This is a genomic window from Anoxybacillus sp. ST70 (genome assembly GCF_019553625.1).
In the GTDB taxonomy this organism is placed as follows: Bacteria; Bacillota; Bacilli; order Bacillales; family Anoxybacillaceae; genus Anoxybacillus; species Anoxybacillus gonensis.
Window position 1 is genome coordinate 391964 of the sequence record NZ_JAHZOF010000001.1, and the last position, 17259, is coordinate 409222.

Here is a 17259-nt window from a genome sequence, read left to right on the forward strand (position 1 = left end):
GGCACCGTCCTTTCGGTCAAGCGAAAGGACGGTTTCTTTTCGTATGCTACATGAAGAAAGGAAGTGAACGAATGCTCTCTTCTCACCTCGCAAAAAAAATTGTATCCGACGTGCGTCGCCTCATCGATGAAGACATTATTATCGTCGATACGAACGGCATCATTATGGCAAGCACCGACACAACGCGCATCGGTCAATTTCACGAAGGAGCGTTTCTCGTTTATCAACAAAAGAAAAAACGAATCATTACAAAGCAAGATGAAGGGGTATTAAAAGGAGTAAAAGCAGGCATTAACTTGCCGATTTTTTTTCACGGCGACGTCATTGGCGTCATCGGCATTACAGGCAACCCTGCAAACGTATCGCCGTATGGAGAACTGTTGAAAAAAATGACGGAGCTTCTTATTCAAGAAAACTATTATACCGAACAGCTTCAGCTGCAAGCGCGGGCGCTTGAAACGTTCGTGTTTGAATGGCTGCAAGCGCGCGAATGGTCACCGTCTTTTTTCGAGCGCGCCCAACTGTTTCATATCGACTTAACAGCGAAGCGGCGCGTCATCATCGCTTCGTTAAACGATAAAGAACGGACGATTTCAATAGAGATGTGGAAATTCATCCAAGCCGCTTGGGACGACAAACGCGACATTATCGTTCGCTGGGGAAACGACCGCTTGCTTTTTTTGCAAATGGACGACGACAAAGAACGAACGATCGCAAAAATAAAAGCGTTACAACGATCGGTGTTCGAAAAATATCGCGTTACGTTTCATGTCGGATGCGGAAAAACGACCGATGCCAAACACGTGTATGAGTCATATAAACAAGCGGAGCGCGCCCTTCATGTCGCGAAACAAACCGAGGAGATCATCTTTGACGAAGACTTACGGCTAGATATGTGTTTAGAAGACATTTCGCTTGCGACAAAACAAGAGCTCATAAAACGAACGATTGAGCCGTTAATGAACGACGGAGAACTGCTTCAAACACTCCGCACATTTTTCGCGCACAACTTATCGCTCAAACAAACAGCCGAAGCGCTTCACATTCATATTAATACGCTCCATTACCGATTAAAAAAAATACAACAATATACAAATTTAAACGTGCGCAACTTCGAACATGTCATCACTTTATATTTAGCGATTCGTTTTTTAGATGAAACAACAAAAAAATAGCATGTAAACGTTTTATTTTTATATGTTCATCCATAGCGGGTTTCCCCGCTTTTTTTTATGCTTATAGTACAAATGAAAAAGAAGGTGAATGACATGATCACTGAACGAGTGAAACAACAGTTCATTGATATTGTTGGCTCAGAAAACTACGACGATTCGAAAGCTGGGCGGCTCGTTTATTCATACGATGCAACCCCAAACTTTCAATCGCTTCCTGATGCGGTCATCGCACCGCGCAATACGAAAGAAGTAAGCGACATCGTAAAAATTTGTAACGAAGAGCGCATTCCGATCGTTCCGCGCGGTTCAGGGACGAATCTTTGCGCCGGCACGTGCCCAACACAAGGCGGCATCGTCCTATTGTTTAAACATATGAATCGCATATTAGAAATCGACGAGGAAAACTTAACGGTGACGGTGCAGCCGGGCGTCATTACGCTCGACCTTATTCAAGCGGTCGAAGCCAAAGGGTTATTTTATCCTCCAGATCCAAGCTCGATGAAAATTTCAACGATCGGTGGCAACATTAACGAAAACTCCGGCGGTTTGCGCGGCTTAAAATACGGGGTGACGCGCGATTACGTCATGGGGCTTGAAGTTGTGCTCGCCAATGGCGACATCGTTCGCACAGGGGGAAAACTTGCGAAAGACGTCGCTGGCTATGACCTTACCCGTTTATTTGTCGGTTCGGAAGGCACGCTTGGGATCATTACGGAAGCGACGTTAAAGCTCATTCCGATGCCGGAGACGAAAAAAACGATGCTTGCGCTGTATGAAGATTTAGAAGCGGCTGCCCGTTCCGTCTCGGCGATTATCGCCAACAAAATCATTCCGACGACGCTTGAATTTTTAGATCAACCGACGTTACAAGTCGTCGAATCATTCGTCAACATCGGCTTGCCGACGGACGTAAAAGCGGTATTGCTCATTGAACAAGACGGTCCAGCCGAAGTCGTCGCACGCGATATGGAAGAGATGGCGCGCATTTGTCGCGAACAACATGCCATTTCCGTTCAAGTGGCGAAAACGGAAGAAGAAGCAAACAATTTGCGTACGGCGAGACGTTCCGCCTTATCGGCGCTCGCTCGTTTAAAGCCGACGACCATTTTAGAAGATGCGACCGTTCCACGCTCACAAATTGCCAATATGGTGAAAGCGATTAACGATATTGCAAAAAAATATAACGTCACCATTTGCACGTTTGGCCATGCCGGTGATGGCAACCTTCACCCGACATGTCCGACGGACGTGCGCGACAAAGACGAACTGCATCGCGTCGAGCAAGCGTTTGAAGACATTTTTGCCAAAGCGATTGAACTTGGCGGTACGATTACAGGCGAACACGGTGTCGGCGTCATGAAAGCGCCGTATTTAGAATGGAAGCTCGGCAAAGAAGGAATTGCCGCCATGCAGGCGATCAAACGTGCGCTTGATCCGAACAACATTATGAATCCGGGGAAAGTGTTCGCCAAAAGCACGCGCAAACGGGTGGTGGTGACGCGATGAAAAATGAACAGCTCATGAAACAATTTCAAGCGCGCATGAACGAAGACGAACTACTAAACTGTATGCGCTGCGGCTTTTGCCTTCCGACATGTCCGACATATATTGAGTCCGGCTTTCAAGAGTCGCACTCGCCGCGCGGACGGATCGCGTTAATGAAAGCGGTCGTTGACGGACTCATTGAACCGGATGAAGACGTCGAACGGTCACTTCAACTTTGCCTTGGTTGCCGCGCGTGTGAACCCGTTTGCCCTTCCGGTGTGCGCTACGGTCATTTGCTTGAAGAAGCGCGCGATATTATTGCGCAACATAAAACGTACTCGCCGATCGTTCGTTTCATTCGCCATCTCGTGTTTAAACAGCTGTTTCCATATCCGAAACGCATGCGCATCGCAACGGCACTCCTCGGCTTTTATCAACGGTCTGGGCTGCAATCTGTCGTGCGGAAACTTGGCTTGTTGCGCCTGTTGCCGAACCATTTAGCGACGATGGAAAAAGTGCTTCCGAACGTGCCGACGTGGAAACAAATGAACGAACGTCCGGCGCACGTTGAAGCGCTCGCCCCACGAAAGCGCCGCGTCGCCTTTTTTAGCGGTTGTTTAATGGATACGATGTTTATGGACATCAACGATCGAACGATGAAACTGTTGCAGCTTGCCGGATGTGACATCGTCATTCCGGAAGCGCAAACGTGTTGCGGAGCGCTCCATGGACATAGCGGGGAAAAAGCGGACGCAAAAACGTTAGCGAAACGAAACATTGAAGCGTTTGAAGCGCTAAATGTCGACTACATCGTCACAAACGCCGGCGGTTGCGGAGCGTTTTTAATCGAATACGACCATTTGTTAAAAGACGATCCTGTTTGGGCGGAGCGCGCGAAAGCGTTCGTCGCCAAAATCAAAGACGTCTCCGTCATTTTAGTAGAGCTCGGCTTTCATCATCGCATCTTGCGTTTGCCAAATCAAATCGTGACATATCAAGATTCGTGCCATTTGCGCAACGTGATGAAAACAGCGAGTGAGCCGCGCCTTCTTCTTCATTCAATTGCAGGCGTTGAGTTTCGCGAAATGAAAGATGCCGACCGATGTTGCGGCTCAGCGGGCATTTATAACATCGTTCATCCGGACATGTCGATGCAAGTGCTCGATTATAAAATGGAACAAGCGAAACAAACGAAAGCGACGACGATCGTTACCGCCAATCCCGGTTGCTTATTACAAATGAAGCTCGGCATTGAACGAGAAGGGCTGACAAACGTGCGCGCCGTTCATCTCGTCGACTTGCTTTTTGAAGCCGTCGAAGCGACAAAAGAAAAAGATCAACCATGGAAACAAATCGGATAGGGTATGGATTCATGCCCTTTTCTTTTTTAATCGCGCTTCTAACTCGCGCCGTTTTTGTTCAAGTTCGGCTTCACTGCAAGCTTTTCGTTCATATTGTGCATAATCGATATGTAACCACTCTGGAATTATTTCCGTTCGCACCGGTCTTCTTTTTCGCTCTTTTGTCGTCACATACCCGTTTTTCTTCCAATTACGCAAAATGCCTTCCGTATATGTCCACGTCTTTACCCCGTTTTGCAAAGCGACGTTTAGCGCGTCAAGCACCATCTCTTTTGACGTTTCACTTACCCATAATGCCATTTTCTCTTTTACGTAGCTGCTCATCTTCCCAAAACCGTTTTGCTCATAAAATTGTATCATGTTTTGTAATGTATCATCTGTCGTTATATTTGTTTGTCTGTTCATCTTGCGACGTCCGTCTTGGCAAATTGACGCGTGCGACACGTCATGTTGCCCCGTCGTTTGTTTATGTTGCACGTTCGTTTCATCATTTTGTCGCTCTTCTTCACCATTCATGACGCTCGCTAACACATCATAATCAATGCGATACCATTTCGTTTTATCGAGCTTGGAGCGATACCTTGACACGACGATCCCTTTTTTCTCAAGCCGAACGATCGTGCGCCGAATCGTACTTTCCGACCAAAACGGAAACTGCTTTTGCCACCCTTCATACGTGTTATATACCCACACATGCCCATCATACGTATGCGTACTTTTCGTGAGCCAATAATGAAGCTGCTGCAAAAAAATGCTTTCATTCAACCCGAGCTTCACCGCCACCGTCGGCAATACGAACAACGGTTCATCATCGACTAACCATTTCATCCGAATCCCTCCTACCTACATCTATCGCCTGATATGCGACATTTGGTTAGAGGAAAGAAAAAAAGAGAATGCGTATGCATTCCCTTTATGCTTCCGGTGTAAATGTGCGCTGCGCGAGTTCGTTGTCAAGCATAAATAGTGAGTTGCTGTCGTTTTCGATGCGCTTAAGCTTTTGGATAAGCGTATCAAACAGCGACTCTTCTTCGACTTGTTCGTCAATAAACCATTTTAAAAAGTTCATCGTCGCGTGTTCGCGCTCGTCTAACGCCAAGTCAGACAGTTTATAAATGCGGCGCGTCACTTCTTTTTCATGAGCGAGCGCTTTTTCAAAGCAATCGCGTACAGACGTAAATTCATTGTTTGGCGAAGGAAAACCGGTCATAATCGCTCGTTCACCAAGCGCATTAATAAAGTTGTAAAACTTCATCGCATGAAAGCGCTCTTCTTCCGCTTGAACTAAAAAGAAGTTCGCAAAACCGTCCAACCCTTCCGCCGAGCAATATGCGGCCATCGCCATGTACGCATGCGCAGAATAAAATTCAAAATTCATTTGTTCATTCAGTCCGTTTAACAATTTTTCACTTAACATGAATCATCACTCCTCCTTTTCCCATTATAACAAAAAGAGGAGGATCGTGCCTCCCCTTATTCGTTTTGCGCTTTTTTCAACGTTTGAATGGCTTCTTTTTGTTGTTTCGTTTCTTTTCCTGAGAAAAACCAGCCGCCAGCGGCAATCGCTAAAAGAACGATCCAGAAAATTGCTTTCCACAATGCAGAATGCGCAAAATGTTCTGAAACAACGGCTAAGCTTGGATGCGCAAGCGTATATACTGCCAATTTCACCCCAACCCAACCGACGATCAAAAACGCAGCGGATTCTAGGCTTGGGCGTTTATGCAACAATTTTACGAACGCATTTGCCGCAAAGCGCATAATGATGACGCCAATTAATCCACCTGCAAAAATGACTAAAAACTTCCCGCCGTCCATGCCGCCGATCGCTGGTAAATTCGTATTTGGCAACGTCATCGCTAAAGCGACCGCCGCTAAAATCGAATCGATCGCAAACGCTAAATCGGCAAGTTCTACCTTCAATACTGTCATCCAAAAACCGGACTGCTTTTTCCCTTCTTTATGCGAACCGTCTCTGTTTTTGTTAATAAAATGATGCACGGCGATAAACATTAAATATAACGCGCCAAGCGCTTGAATTTGCCATATGTTCACTAAATACGAAATGACAAACAACGCTGCAAAGCGAAGAATAAACGCACCGGCAAGCCCGTAAAAGAGCGCCCGTTTCTGCTCTTTTTCTGGCAAATGCTTCACCATGACCGCCATCACAACGGCGTTATCGGCGGCTAAAATGCCTTCTAAACCGATTAAAACGAGAAGCACCCAACCGTACTCTAATAGTAATGATACATCCATCAATGATCCCTCCTGTAATATGTAGTTTTCCCTCGTCCATCGGCAAAAATCATGGAAACGCAAAAAAGACCTTTGCCGAACGGCAAAGGTCTCGCTAGACACATCGTTGTGCCAACAAAGCCGATGGACGATGTCCATGAATTGACGACTTTGTTTTCAGGCAACGCCTGAACGCTACTCCCCTTTGTGAAGGAAAACTATGTTATTGTACTTTTATTATAAAAATACGAGCTCATTTTGTCAACCGGTTAACTCACTTGTTTTTGTCCAACTTTTTCTTCATTTAACTTACTATGTTTGCGGCCGTACAAGAAATAAATGACAAGACCGATCGCAAGCCAACCACCAAAGCTTAACCATGTCGTTGCTGGAAGCTGAAGGGCTAAATACGTACAAAACGCTACCGCAAGAAGCGGAATCACAGGCACAAAAGGCACCATAAAGCTTCGTTTTAAGTTTGGTTCCGTTTTGCGTAAAATTAAAATGCCGATCGCGACCGTTGTAAACGCAAACAACGTGCCGATATTTGTTAAATGCGCCAATTTATTTAACGGAATCACCCCAGCGAAAATGGAAACCGCAATGCCTGTCACCCATGAATTCACAAGCGGCACTTGTTTCCGTTCGCTCACTTTCGCAAACAATGACGGAAGCAAGCCGTCGCGGCTAATCGCATAAAAAAGACGCGTTTGGGCATAAAGCATAACGAGAAGGACGGTCGTAATTCCTGTAATCGCTCCGAGTGAAATAAATCCTGCCACCCAATCTTGTTGAATATAGTTTAACGCAAAAGCAACCGGATTTTTTACACCTAATTGGTCGTACGGCACAATGCCTGTTAAAATGAGCGATACGGCAATATAAAGAAGCGTACAAATCGCAAGCGATGCGATAATACCGATCGGCATGTTGCGTTGCGGATTGCGCACTTCTTCTGCCGCGGTCGATACCGCATCAAATCCTAAGTATGCAAAAAACACAGTTGCAGCCCCTGCAGCCACCCCTGAAAAGCCGAACGGCATAAACGGCGTCCAGTTTTCTGGCTTCACATACCAAACCCCAACGGCAATAAACAACAAAATGACCGCAACTTTAATAAAAACCATCACCGCATTAAAGCGCGCCGACTTTCTCACACCTTGCGTCAATAAAAACGTAATAAGCAAAACGATCACAATTGCCGGCACATCAATGAACGTACCGTTTGCCGGATCGTAGGCGCTTGTCAACGCCTTTGGCAGCTCAATGCCAAATCCAGCGAGCAACCCTTGAAAATAACCGGACCATCCCGCCGCTACTGCTGACGCTGCCACTCCGTACTCTAAAATTAAATCCCAACCGAGCATCCATGCGATCAACTCACCAAACGTCGCATAGCTGTACGTATAGGCGCTGCCCGACACCGGCACGCTTGAAGCGAACTCCGCATAACAAAGCGCCGCAAAGACGCACGCCAATCCTGATAGAATAAACGAAAGAACGAGCGCTGGCCCTGCATGCTCAGCCGCTGCCACTCCCGTTAAAACGAAAATACCCGTTCCAATAATTGCTCCAATTCCGAGCATCGTTAAATCAAATGCGCCTAATTCTTTTTTGAGCGCTGCCCCTTTCCCTGATTCGCTCATGAGCGCATCAATGGACTTTTTTCGAAACAAACTCATCGTTGTAAACTCCCCTTACTTGTTATGTTCATTTTATACTTTAACGCCCAAAATCGTTAAAGACAATACTTTTTCGCTATTTCGAAATATTTTTATTTTTCCAACAACAAAGGGAATGTCACTTTCATCGTTGTTCCGCGCCCTTTTTCGCTCTCCAACGCCCATGTGCCGTCCATCATTTCAATGATGCGAATCGATACCATCGCCCCAAGCCCTGTCCCTTTCTCTTTCGTGCTGAAATACGGCTCGCCATATCGCGCGATCTGCTCTTTCGTCATCCCTTTTCCTTCATCGCGCACGACGATCGTGACCGTTTTTTCATCAACATGTACCGCAACATACACCGCTCCGCTACTTTCTATCGCTTCTATTCCATTTTTTATTATATTTAAAAAACATTGCCGAAAATATTGCGCGTTCCCTTTCATCGTCGCAGGCATGAGGGTTGAGACAATTTGCACCCCTTGCATATTCGCGAACGGACGCAACATGTCGATGACTTTTTCTAATTCATGATGCACATGAAGCGGTTGTATTTTTTCTGGAAACGGCTTCGCAAACGTTAAATAATCATCAATAATGGCGCAGGCGCGGTTTAATTCTTCAAGGGCGATATTCATATATTGCTCTTTTGTTTCCGCTGATATGTCTTTTGCTTTCATCAACTGCATAAATCCTTTGACAACCGTAAGGGGATTGCGAATTTCATGGGAAATGCTTGCGGCAAGCTGGCTAACGACTTCCATTTTTTCAAGCTTGATCGCTTCTGAACGAATGAGCAACGCTTCTCGTAACGTTTCCATCGCAAACACAACAAATAATACAGCCAAAGGAGGAACGAGAATAAAATCAACGATATACGACTCAGTCACTTGAAAATCGGAAATCGCTATCGCTAATATCGTCGCTGCAATCGCAAGAATAAACGTCATCACCATCGAAGCAATGAGCCGTTTTGTTTTCGGCAACCGTTTAAAAAACGGAGAAAACAAACTTCCGAAAATAAACATCATGACGTACACAGCGACCGTAATAAACTGATACCCATACATCACCCATCGGGCAACGAGTAAAATAATAAGCAACGGCAAGCTCACCATCCATCCGCCATAAAACGTGCCGATAAGAAACGGAACTTGCCGCAAATCGTGCACGCAATCGGGCGCGATGTAAATCGGGTATTTCATACATAAAATAAGCGGCACGCTTAAGCATGCAACAAACAACAACCGTTGATACACTTTTTTTCGTTGAAAAAAACGAACGTAATCGTACAAAAAGAAAAAGAAAAAAACGCTCACTAAAATGTAAAACAAATTGTTTAACACATGTTGATTCATATATGTCATCTTTCTCAACTCTCCCACATCGTTCATCCTCTTTTCAGTTTCACGAAAACTTTTTCCGTTGTCAATGCAGCGACATCTTTGAAAAATGACGACGTTTCCATTATGATAAAGATGCAAACTACATAGTGGAGATGGTAATGATGAACGATCGGCGTTATTTGCCGCTTTTATTTGTTGTGATGTTTTTCGTGATGGTTGGATTCGGCATTATTATCCCCGTCCTTCCGTTTTTCGCCGAAAACATTGGTGCGACTCCGACACAGCTCGGCTGGTTAATGGCTGTATATTCGTTTATGCAATTTTTGTTTGCGCCGATGTGGGGACGATTGTCTGATCGTTACGGACGCAAACCGTTTTTACTGCTCGGCATTTTCGGTTTGGCGCTTTCGTTTTTCTTGTTCGCTTTAGCGACAAAACTTTGGATGTTATTTGCCGCTCGCATCATCGGTGGCTTTTTATCCGCCGCTACGATGCCGACAGCGATGGCATATGTCGCAGACGTCACGACCGAAGAAAACCGCGGGAAAGGAATGGGCATGATCGGTGCGGCTGTCGGGCTTGGCTTTATTTTCGGACCAGCGATCGGTGGCGTGTTTTCAAAGATGAGCTTAACCGTTCCGTTTTGGATCGCAGGCAGTTTAGCGCTCATCACGTCCGTATTCGTTTTCTTATTTTTACATGAATCGCTTCCGAAAGAAAAGCGATCGAACGGAGAAACGAAACGTCCGTCACTGATGACGGCGCTACGAAGCGACGTATCACGTCTGTACATATTGCAATTCATCGTCACGTTTTCGCTTGCGGGACTTGAAGCAACGTTTGCTTATTTTGCCGCAAAACGCGCAGGACTTTCATCGACAGAGCTCGGCTATATTTTTATGATCATGGGACTTGCCGGTGCGATCGTGCAAGGGGGACTGCTCGGAAAACTCATTCAATCGTTCGGTGAAGGAACGGTCATTCGCGGTGGACTATTGATGTCAGCGCTCGGCTTTTTCCTTATTTTATTCATCGACCATTTTTGGACGGCTGCCCTTTATTTAACGATTTTCGGCCTCGGCAACGGCGTCATTCGCCCATGCGTATCCGCCTTATTAACGAAACAGACGACCGACGGACAAGGAAGCGCAACAGGGCTGTTATCGTCGTTCGATTCGCTCGGACGCATTGGCGGACCTGCCATTGCCGGATGGCTGTTTACATTAAAACCGAGCTTACCATATATGACAGGCATCGTGCTTACGTTCGTTTCATTCGCCCTATTTCAATCGTTTCAACGAACAATGACGCAAAAAGGCTCCGCTTAACCGGAGCCTTAACTAATTCCTTCTTCACTAAACGATTCTCGTTCGCGTGACGCGATGATCGGTCCATTTAACAAATCCATATCCACAATATAGCGTGGACGTTGTTTCGTTTCTTTATATACTTTTCCGATATACTCTCCAACTAACCCGATCGCAATGAGCTGTAATCCTCCGACAAGCCAAATGGACATCATAAGCGACGTCCAACCTGTTTGGGTATGACCAGTCATTTTTAAAAATAACACATACACCGCAAACAAGATGCTGACAAAAAACGAACAAAAGCCGAGAACAGAAACGAAACGAATCGGCATCATGCTAAATGACGTCAATCCATCAAACGCAAACCGGATCATTTTCATCAGCGGATATTTCGTCACTCCTGCTTTCCGCTCTTTTCGGTCATAATATACGGTGGCAGACGGAAAACCAAGAAGCGGCACAACGCCGCGCAAAAACATATTCACTTCACGAAATTGTTGTAACGCTTCGACAGCGCGCCGACTCATGAGGCGATAATCCGCATGGTTGTAAATCAGATGCACGCCGATGCGATTCATCATGCGATAAAACGTTTCAGCTGTCCATCGTTTCATATACGAATCGACATCGCGCTTTTTCCTCACCCCATAAACGATGTCATATCCTTCATGAAATTTACGCAAAAACTCACGAACGACATATATATCGTCTTGTAAATCGGCATCCATCGTCACAATGCAATGCGCCATTTGTTTGGCGGCAAACATCCCCGCAAGGAGCGCATGTTGATGTCCGGCGTTTCCCGCCAGTTTAATCCCTTTTATTTCTTCGTGTCGCAAACATGCTTTATAAATGATCGACCATGTCCGATCGCGGCTTCCATCATCGACAAATACAATTTTACTTTTCGGAGAAATAAGTTGTTCATCTACAAGCTCATTTCTTAACGAAAGCAACTGTTCAATCGTCTCTGGCAATATGTCTTCCTCATTATAACAAGGGACAACGATCGCTAAAATCGTCATGTCGTTTCACTCCTTTCTATTTCGTATAAATAAATCGTCCATGCGGACTCATCGTGTTCAAACGTTCGCAATAGCTTTAAGCGATTTTTTTTCGCATTGTCAATCGGCACAGCTGACAAGACGTATCGCCCTCCCATGTCGTATAACACGTCTGTATGAAGCTGCATATGGCGAATGCGTTTTTTTGATTGCTTCGTAAACATATAACGTTTGCCAAGCTCCGCCACAAACACATAACAACGTCCGCCCCATTCATCGAAATATTCCTTTAGCTTGTTATTTTTGTTTAACTCGCTCGCAATCACTTGCCGGAATTGATGTTTGTACGAAAGCGGATAAAAGTTGTTGTACGTATCTAACGTGTAAAAGCCGTTATATTGAGCGATCGCTGGGTGAATGCCGATGCTGACGACCCGATACGTATGAACAGGCTTTCCGATATATTGTTTCATGTCTTGAAATTGCTTTTCGGCATAAAACGCCCGAAACGTTGGCTTATCGCGATAGACGATTTGTTCATGAAACAACAGCGCCACAACAAGCTGCGCCAAAAGTGCAAACGAAACGATGCGCCGATCCCACGCGCGCCAAATGATGCGAAGCGACAAAGCAAACAGCACATAAATGACCATCGGACGTAAAAAATGATAGCGCGCAAAATTAAACCGATCTAAAAACGGAAATGCCTCCGTCGCAGGGAGCCATCCTTTGTAAAACCAAAACGCATACCAAAGCGATAGCGCAACATTCAAGACATGAAGTTGCCAAAATAGCCGTTCGTTTCGCCACCACTTTTTTTTCCATACGATATATAATGCGATAAACGTCACAGGTAAAATAATGAGCGTATGAATCGTCATCACATGCGTATGACCGAATATGTAGTTTTTTAATGTTAATCGCAGCGAGCGCCATAACGACAGACGGGCGTGGAAATATTCATCACGACTTGTCGGTTCGGTCGAAAATAAAAACGAATGAACGAGCCGATATTCCACCGCCAAATAAAGAACGGTCATATATACGAGCGCCAACAATAACGGAATGTTCGGGCGACGGCGCCACGCATCCACGATCCAAAACAAAAACATCGCGCTTAAAAAAAAGAAAAAGCCGAGCACAAAGCTAGAATAGAGCGGCAACAAAGTCAGGACGACATAGTTTTTCAATGAACGATCACCAGCACGAATGTTAAGTAGCGCCCAGAGCGCTAGCGGCATGCCGAGCGTGCTAAGCATCCCCGATGGCCAAAACGGCGTCAACGCAAACGCAAGCGCCACTCCGACACGAATCCACTCCGCTGTCTTTTCTTTTATCACGTGCGTGTTCAACAATGCATACATGCCGATAAATGCAAAGACGCGCGTGATCAGCTGGCTCAATCCGTACGCATAGACGGACGGGAAAAGGGCATGAAGCCAGACGATGCCGCTAAACTCCGTTCCGTATGCGTTGCGCGGCAAGCCGTTTATCACTTGCGGAATTGTCGCATGAACGGAACCGAACAGCTCGCCGCTTTTTACAAGCACACGATACCAAGCGATGTTTGAATCTAAATTATCGTGTACGCGCATATGCGCATCTTCCCCAAGCACGAAATACGGCAATGCGTGTAAACAAACGATCATCAGCCCAAATGCGAACAATTTCATAACGCCCCTCCATTCCCTATTATTTTTTAACAACAAATGAAAAATATGCATGTCGTTCGAATAAACGAACGGATAAAAAAATAGCCATCGACTATGCGATGACTACTTTTTCATCACGATTCCATATACGCTCGGGTGAAAATGAACGAGCGCAACGTCCGCAAATGTTTTTTTCACCTCATCCATCAGTTGTTGCGACGGAATGCGCTCATGAATCGGTGGACCCATGTCGCTTTCGACCGCTTCCCACTCAACCAAAAGAAACGCACCGTTCGGCTTCATGATGCGAGCGATTTCCGCAAACACTGCTTCCCGATCGGCCACTTCATGAAGAACAAACGCCATCAGCCCTTGATCAACCGATTGCGATGGAATCGTCGTTGCGGTCACATCACTTAGGATGTAAGAAATGTTTTCTACCCTTTCTTTTTCGGCGTGTTGCTTTAAGAAGTCAAGCATTTCTTGTTGCACATCAACGGCATATACCGTTTTTGCCACTTTCGCTATCGGGACAGTAAAATAGCCATTCCCTGCCCCTAAATCCGCCACAACGTCCCGTTCGCTAATGTGCAATAACGAAACGACTTCCTCTGGAGCAATCAACTCTCTCCTTTTCGGATTCAACAACTTTTCTGCTTTAGAATGATGAAATCGTTGCCCAGCCATGAATCATCCGTCCTTTTCGTTTTTATACCCACATCCGTATTTTACCCTTTTTTTCGACGTTTGTCACATGAACAAAAAGTTTTTTACTTTACAAAAGTAAGTAATATACTATATTATAGTTACATCTATTTTAGAAATAAATATCAAGGAGGAAAAACAATGGCGAAAGTGCTATACATTACTGCCAATCCTAAGCAAGAATATCAATCATTTAGCTTATCAGTCGGACGTGCGTTTTTAAACGCCTACAAACAACATCATCCAGAAGACGAAATCGTCGAACTACATCTTTATGACATCGACTTGCCTTACCTTGATGCAGATGTGTTTAGTGGTTGGGGGAAACTTCAAGCCGGAGAGCAATTAAACAAAGATGAGCAACAAAAAGTAGCGCGTATAAACGAGTTGTGTGAACAATTTATGGAAGCTGACAAATATGTATTCGTTACACCGATGTGGAATTTTAGCTTCCCACCAAAACTAAAAGCGTATATGGATACGGTTTGCCTTGCCGGGAAAACTTTTAAATATACAGAAGAAGGTCCAGTCGGATTGTTAAAAGAAAAAAAAGCTATTCACATTCAAGCACGCGGTGGCATCTACTCCGAAGGTCCAGCGAAGGAAATGGAATTTGGTGACCGCTATTTGCGCGCGCTGCTCGCTTTTATTGGCATTACAGACGTCGAAACGATTGCCGTTGAAGGAATGAACGCTTTTCCGAACGAAGCGGAAAGCATAAAACAACAAGCAATCGAACGCGCACAAGAAGCCGCACAACAGTTTTAAGTGAAAAGACATACGCATCACATATTCTCAGTTAAAAGCATAAAAAAAGTCAGCGTGTTAGTCGCTGACTTCTTTTATGCCGATGTTTTCGTCGGGAAATGGCCGTTTTTTTCATCCGTTTGGACGTATGTTTTTTGAACGTATGGAGAACTCATAAGGGAAATCATCGCACCGTAATCGACCGCAAAGCGAATATGATCACCGACGCGAATGTCAGTGCGTGTGGCATCGACAATAATATGGTCGCTGCTCGATCCGATGATGGCGACAGGAGAAAGTGGCGTCAATCCGCTCACGTGCACATCTTGGCGACCGATACCGACGATGGCGCGCTTCATCATGCCGCGCTCTTGAAACATCGGTATTTCCCCAAACGCATTGCGGCTTTGTACACCGTACGGAACAGATGGCTTCGTTTTCACTTCGATCACTTCCGCGACGAGACAAAACGCATCTTGATATAGATGAGGAATAGCTGCCCCGCGAATCGTTTCTCGTCCTAAAAAAATGGCTTCGCCAAATCGGAGATGGTTAATGCAACCGACATCTTTCGTTTGTTTTAACCAATAATAGTTCGCGGAATTGCCACCGGATACGTACGGTAAAAACAACGCATACTCTTTTTGAATATGTTTCGCAAGTGACGAAAGCTCACGCATTTTTTGATCCGTCGGAATAATGCCTCCAAAACAGGCGAAATTTGCGCCGATGCCGACAATTTGAATGTTTGGCAACGGGCGGATTTGTTCGATAAATGCCGGGACGTCTTTCGGCATAATCCCCTCGCGCAAGTCGCCCATTTCAACCATAATGATCATGGCATGCGTTTTATTTTGCTTGACCGCTTCCGCTGAAATCGCACGCACGACGTCGATTTCCGATTGAACGCTCACATCAACGTATTGAACAACTTTATTTACTTCGCTTAACGCAGGTGTACGAATCAGCATATACGTTGCTGGAATGTGCGCTGATTTTAATTTTGCGATTCGTTCGACTTTCGTATCCGCTAAACTTGTCAAACCGCTATCGACAAGGGTGCGAGCAATTTGCACATCTCCGCCCACCCCTTTGACGACAGCTGTCATTTGTATTCCTTTTTCTTCACACCATTTTTTCAACGTGACAGCATTATGACGAATTTTCCGCAAGTCAATTTCGACTCTCGGCGTCATGATACTACCACCTCATCCTTTTGTAACGATGGGAAATAATCGATCAGACAATCGACAATTTTGTCTGCGCCGTATTTTAATACATCTGTGACTGGCATTCGGAATGTTCGCTCATATTCGGAAATCGTTTGTTTTAATTCCTCATCCGTCATCCCTTCATGGTTTAACGTAATCGCAACAACTTTCGTTTTTCCGAAATGTTCAATTAATGCGATTTCACTTTCGACCGTAGGCATTTCGACAAACGGGAAATCACCGAGCACTTTTCGCTTCGGTGGATGCTGCAAAATGACTGCTTGTGGCCGCGCCCCTTTTAAAATGCCAGCCGAGCTAACATAGGCAGGATGGCTTAACGCCCCTTGTCCCTCTACAATAATGATGTCGGGTTTTTCCGTTTCGTACGCGCGCACAATTTCTCGTTCGAGTTCGCCGATCATATATTGAAGCGGAAACGCATCCATCGCAAATCCGTACGAAGCACCTTGAATTAAACCTGTTTGTCCTGTCGCAACAAACGCTGTTTTATAACCACGCTGTTGCATATGTTTTGCGACAATCATCGCTGTCGTTCGTTTTCCGCATGCCCCATCTGTTCCGAGCACCGCCACAACAGGCGCTTTCACTTGCAAAATGCGTCCCGTAAATAACGTCCATGCTTTTTTTGGACGCGGTTTGCGAATATCGCGAATCGTTACTCCACAACGTTTGGCGATTGCCATCATTTCTTCGTCTTCTGTTAAAAACTCTTGAAGTGGGTTAATGATATGCATGCCTGCTTCCATCGCTTCGATAACGACTTGTCGTTCTTCTTTTTTGAGAAAAGCGTTCGCTGGAGCAATTCCTAAGATGAAGTAGTTCGGTTTTTCTTTTGCGGAGGTCATTGCATCTTGAAGGTTTTTACAAATCGGAATGCCGTTTTTCTTTTGATCAAGCACTTCTCCCGCGTCTTGACCAGCTTTTGTCGAATCAATAACCGCCACGATTTCATACAATCCAGAATCGCGCACAAGTCCGTTCGCTGTTTTTCCATCCATGGAACCAAATTGATTTTCACAATATACAATGGCGTATTTCTTCACAAGAAATCCCTCCATTTCTTTGTGAAATCAATATCTCCATGAAAAAAACATCTCGCTTTACCGAAATCGGAAAGAAAGATGTTCCCTGCTTTAATAATTATATCAAATTTTGAATAAAAAGTAAAATGCATAATTTTATAACTTCCCTTTTACCATCTCTAGTTCGATCGTATCCCCATATTCGAAAATTCAGTCAATAGTCTATATTCCTTGCTACATATGCAAAAATCCCGAAAAACAGCTTGTCGTCGATCCCCCGGGGTTTTTGCAAGATTGGAGGTCGACGACAGTTGTGAA

15 protein-coding genes are annotated in these 17259 nt (G+C 45.2%); 5 read left to right on the forward strand and 10 right to left on the reverse strand.

Annotation, left to right across the window (positions count from 1 at the left end):
• Positions 1 to 71 precede the first annotated feature (71 nt).
• The 3 genes from K1I43_RS02040 (at position 72) to K1I43_RS02050 (ending at position 4021) form a co-directional block, all read left to right on the forward strand.
• Positions 72 to 1175 carry a CdaR family transcriptional regulator gene (locus K1I43_RS02040; RefSeq protein ID WP_019417242.1) on the forward strand — a complete coding sequence of 368 codons (1104 nt, stop codon included), beginning with the start codon at positions 72 to 74 and terminating at the stop codon, positions 1173 to 1175.
• 93 nt (positions 1176 to 1268) lie between these two features.
• Entirely contained in the window at positions 1269 to 2681 is a 1413-nt protein-coding gene (gene glcD, locus K1I43_RS02045) for a glycolate oxidase subunit GlcD (RefSeq protein ID WP_019417241.1), read from the forward strand.
• Positions 2678 to 4021: a (Fe-S)-binding protein gene (locus K1I43_RS02050; protein ID WP_019417240.1), complete on the forward strand. Its 1344-nt coding sequence runs from the start codon at positions 2678 to 2680 to the stop codon at positions 4019 to 4021. The genes glcD and K1I43_RS02050 overlap by 4 nt, the downstream gene beginning before the upstream one ends.
• A gap of 9 nt (positions 4022 to 4030) precedes the next feature.
• Here K1I43_RS02050 and K1I43_RS02055 read toward each other — a convergent pair whose 3' ends face one another.
• From K1I43_RS02055 to K1I43_RS02075, 5 genes are all read right to left on the reverse strand, one after another.
• Entirely contained in the window at positions 4031 to 4849 is an 819-nt protein-coding gene (locus K1I43_RS02055; RefSeq protein WP_019417239.1) for a DnaD domain-containing protein, read from the reverse strand.
• An 85-nt stretch (positions 4850 to 4934) separates the two neighbouring features.
• Complete coding sequence (locus K1I43_RS02060) at positions 4935 to 5438, reverse strand: ferritin (RefSeq protein ID WP_009362490.1); 504 nt, start codon at positions 5436 to 5438, stop codon at positions 4935 to 4937.
• 56 nt (positions 5439 to 5494) lie between these two features.
• Positions 5495 to 6280, reverse strand: coding sequence for a TerC family protein (locus tag K1I43_RS02065; RefSeq protein ID WP_009362489.1), 786 nt, complete (start codon positions 6278 to 6280; stop codon positions 5495 to 5497).
• A 248-nt stretch (positions 6281 to 6528) separates the two neighbouring features.
• On the reverse strand, positions 6529 to 7941 hold the full coding sequence (gene bcaP, locus K1I43_RS02070) for a branched-chain amino acid transporter BcaP (RefSeq protein WP_019417238.1): 1413 nt from the start codon (positions 7939 to 7941) through the stop codon (positions 6529 to 6531).
• Positions 7942 to 8033: 92 nt separating this feature from the next.
• Positions 8034 to 9317, reverse strand: a complete 1284-nt coding sequence (locus K1I43_RS02075; protein WP_168707725.1) for a sensor histidine kinase — start codon at positions 9315 to 9317, stop codon at positions 8034 to 8036.
• A gap of 113 nt (positions 9318 to 9430) precedes the next feature.
• Between K1I43_RS02075 and K1I43_RS02080 the strand changes: the two genes are divergently transcribed.
• Positions 9431 to 10597: an MFS transporter gene (locus K1I43_RS02080; RefSeq protein WP_019417236.1), complete on the forward strand. Its 1167-nt coding sequence runs from the start codon at positions 9431 to 9433 to the stop codon at positions 10595 to 10597.
• An 8-nt stretch (positions 10598 to 10605) separates the two neighbouring features.
• Here K1I43_RS02080 and K1I43_RS02085 read toward each other — a convergent pair whose 3' ends face one another.
• The 3 genes from K1I43_RS02085 to K1I43_RS02095 all read right to left on the reverse strand — a co-directional run bounded on the left by K1I43_RS02085 (position 10606) and on the right by K1I43_RS02095 (position 13922).
• Entirely contained in the window at positions 10606 to 11604 is a 999-nt protein-coding gene (locus K1I43_RS02085) for a glycosyltransferase family 2 protein (protein ID WP_019417235.1), read from the reverse strand.
• Positions 11601 to 13256 carry a DUF6044 family protein gene (locus tag K1I43_RS02090; protein ID WP_026011588.1) on the reverse strand — a complete coding sequence of 552 codons (1656 nt, stop codon included), beginning with the start codon at positions 13254 to 13256 and terminating at the stop codon, positions 11601 to 11603. The genes K1I43_RS02085 and K1I43_RS02090 overlap by 4 nt, the downstream gene beginning before the upstream one ends.
• Before the next feature lie 102 nt (positions 13257 to 13358).
• Positions 13359 to 13922 carry a class I SAM-dependent methyltransferase gene (locus K1I43_RS02095; protein ID WP_019417233.1) on the reverse strand — a complete coding sequence of 188 codons (564 nt, stop codon included), beginning with the start codon at positions 13920 to 13922 and terminating at the stop codon, positions 13359 to 13361.
• A gap of 159 nt (positions 13923 to 14081) precedes the next feature.
• Here K1I43_RS02095 and K1I43_RS02100 point away from each other — a divergent pair, with 159 nt between their 5' ends.
• Positions 14082 to 14708: an FMN-dependent NADH-azoreductase gene (locus K1I43_RS02100; protein WP_009362482.1), complete on the forward strand. Its 627-nt coding sequence runs from the start codon at positions 14082 to 14084 to the stop codon at positions 14706 to 14708.
• Between the two features lie 74 nt (positions 14709 to 14782).
• On the opposite strand, the gene K1I43_RS02105 is transcribed toward K1I43_RS02100, so the two are convergent.
• Entirely contained in the window at positions 14783 to 15883 is a 1101-nt protein-coding gene (locus K1I43_RS02105; protein ID WP_019417232.1) for an alanine/ornithine racemase family PLP-dependent enzyme, read from the reverse strand.
• Positions 15880 to 16962, reverse strand: a complete 1083-nt coding sequence (locus K1I43_RS02110; protein WP_240688430.1) for an N-acetyltransferase DgcN family protein — start codon at positions 16960 to 16962, stop codon at positions 15880 to 15882. Before K1I43_RS02110 ends, K1I43_RS02105 begins: the two co-directional genes overlap by 4 nt.
• Positions 16963 to 17259: the final 297 nt, after the last annotated feature.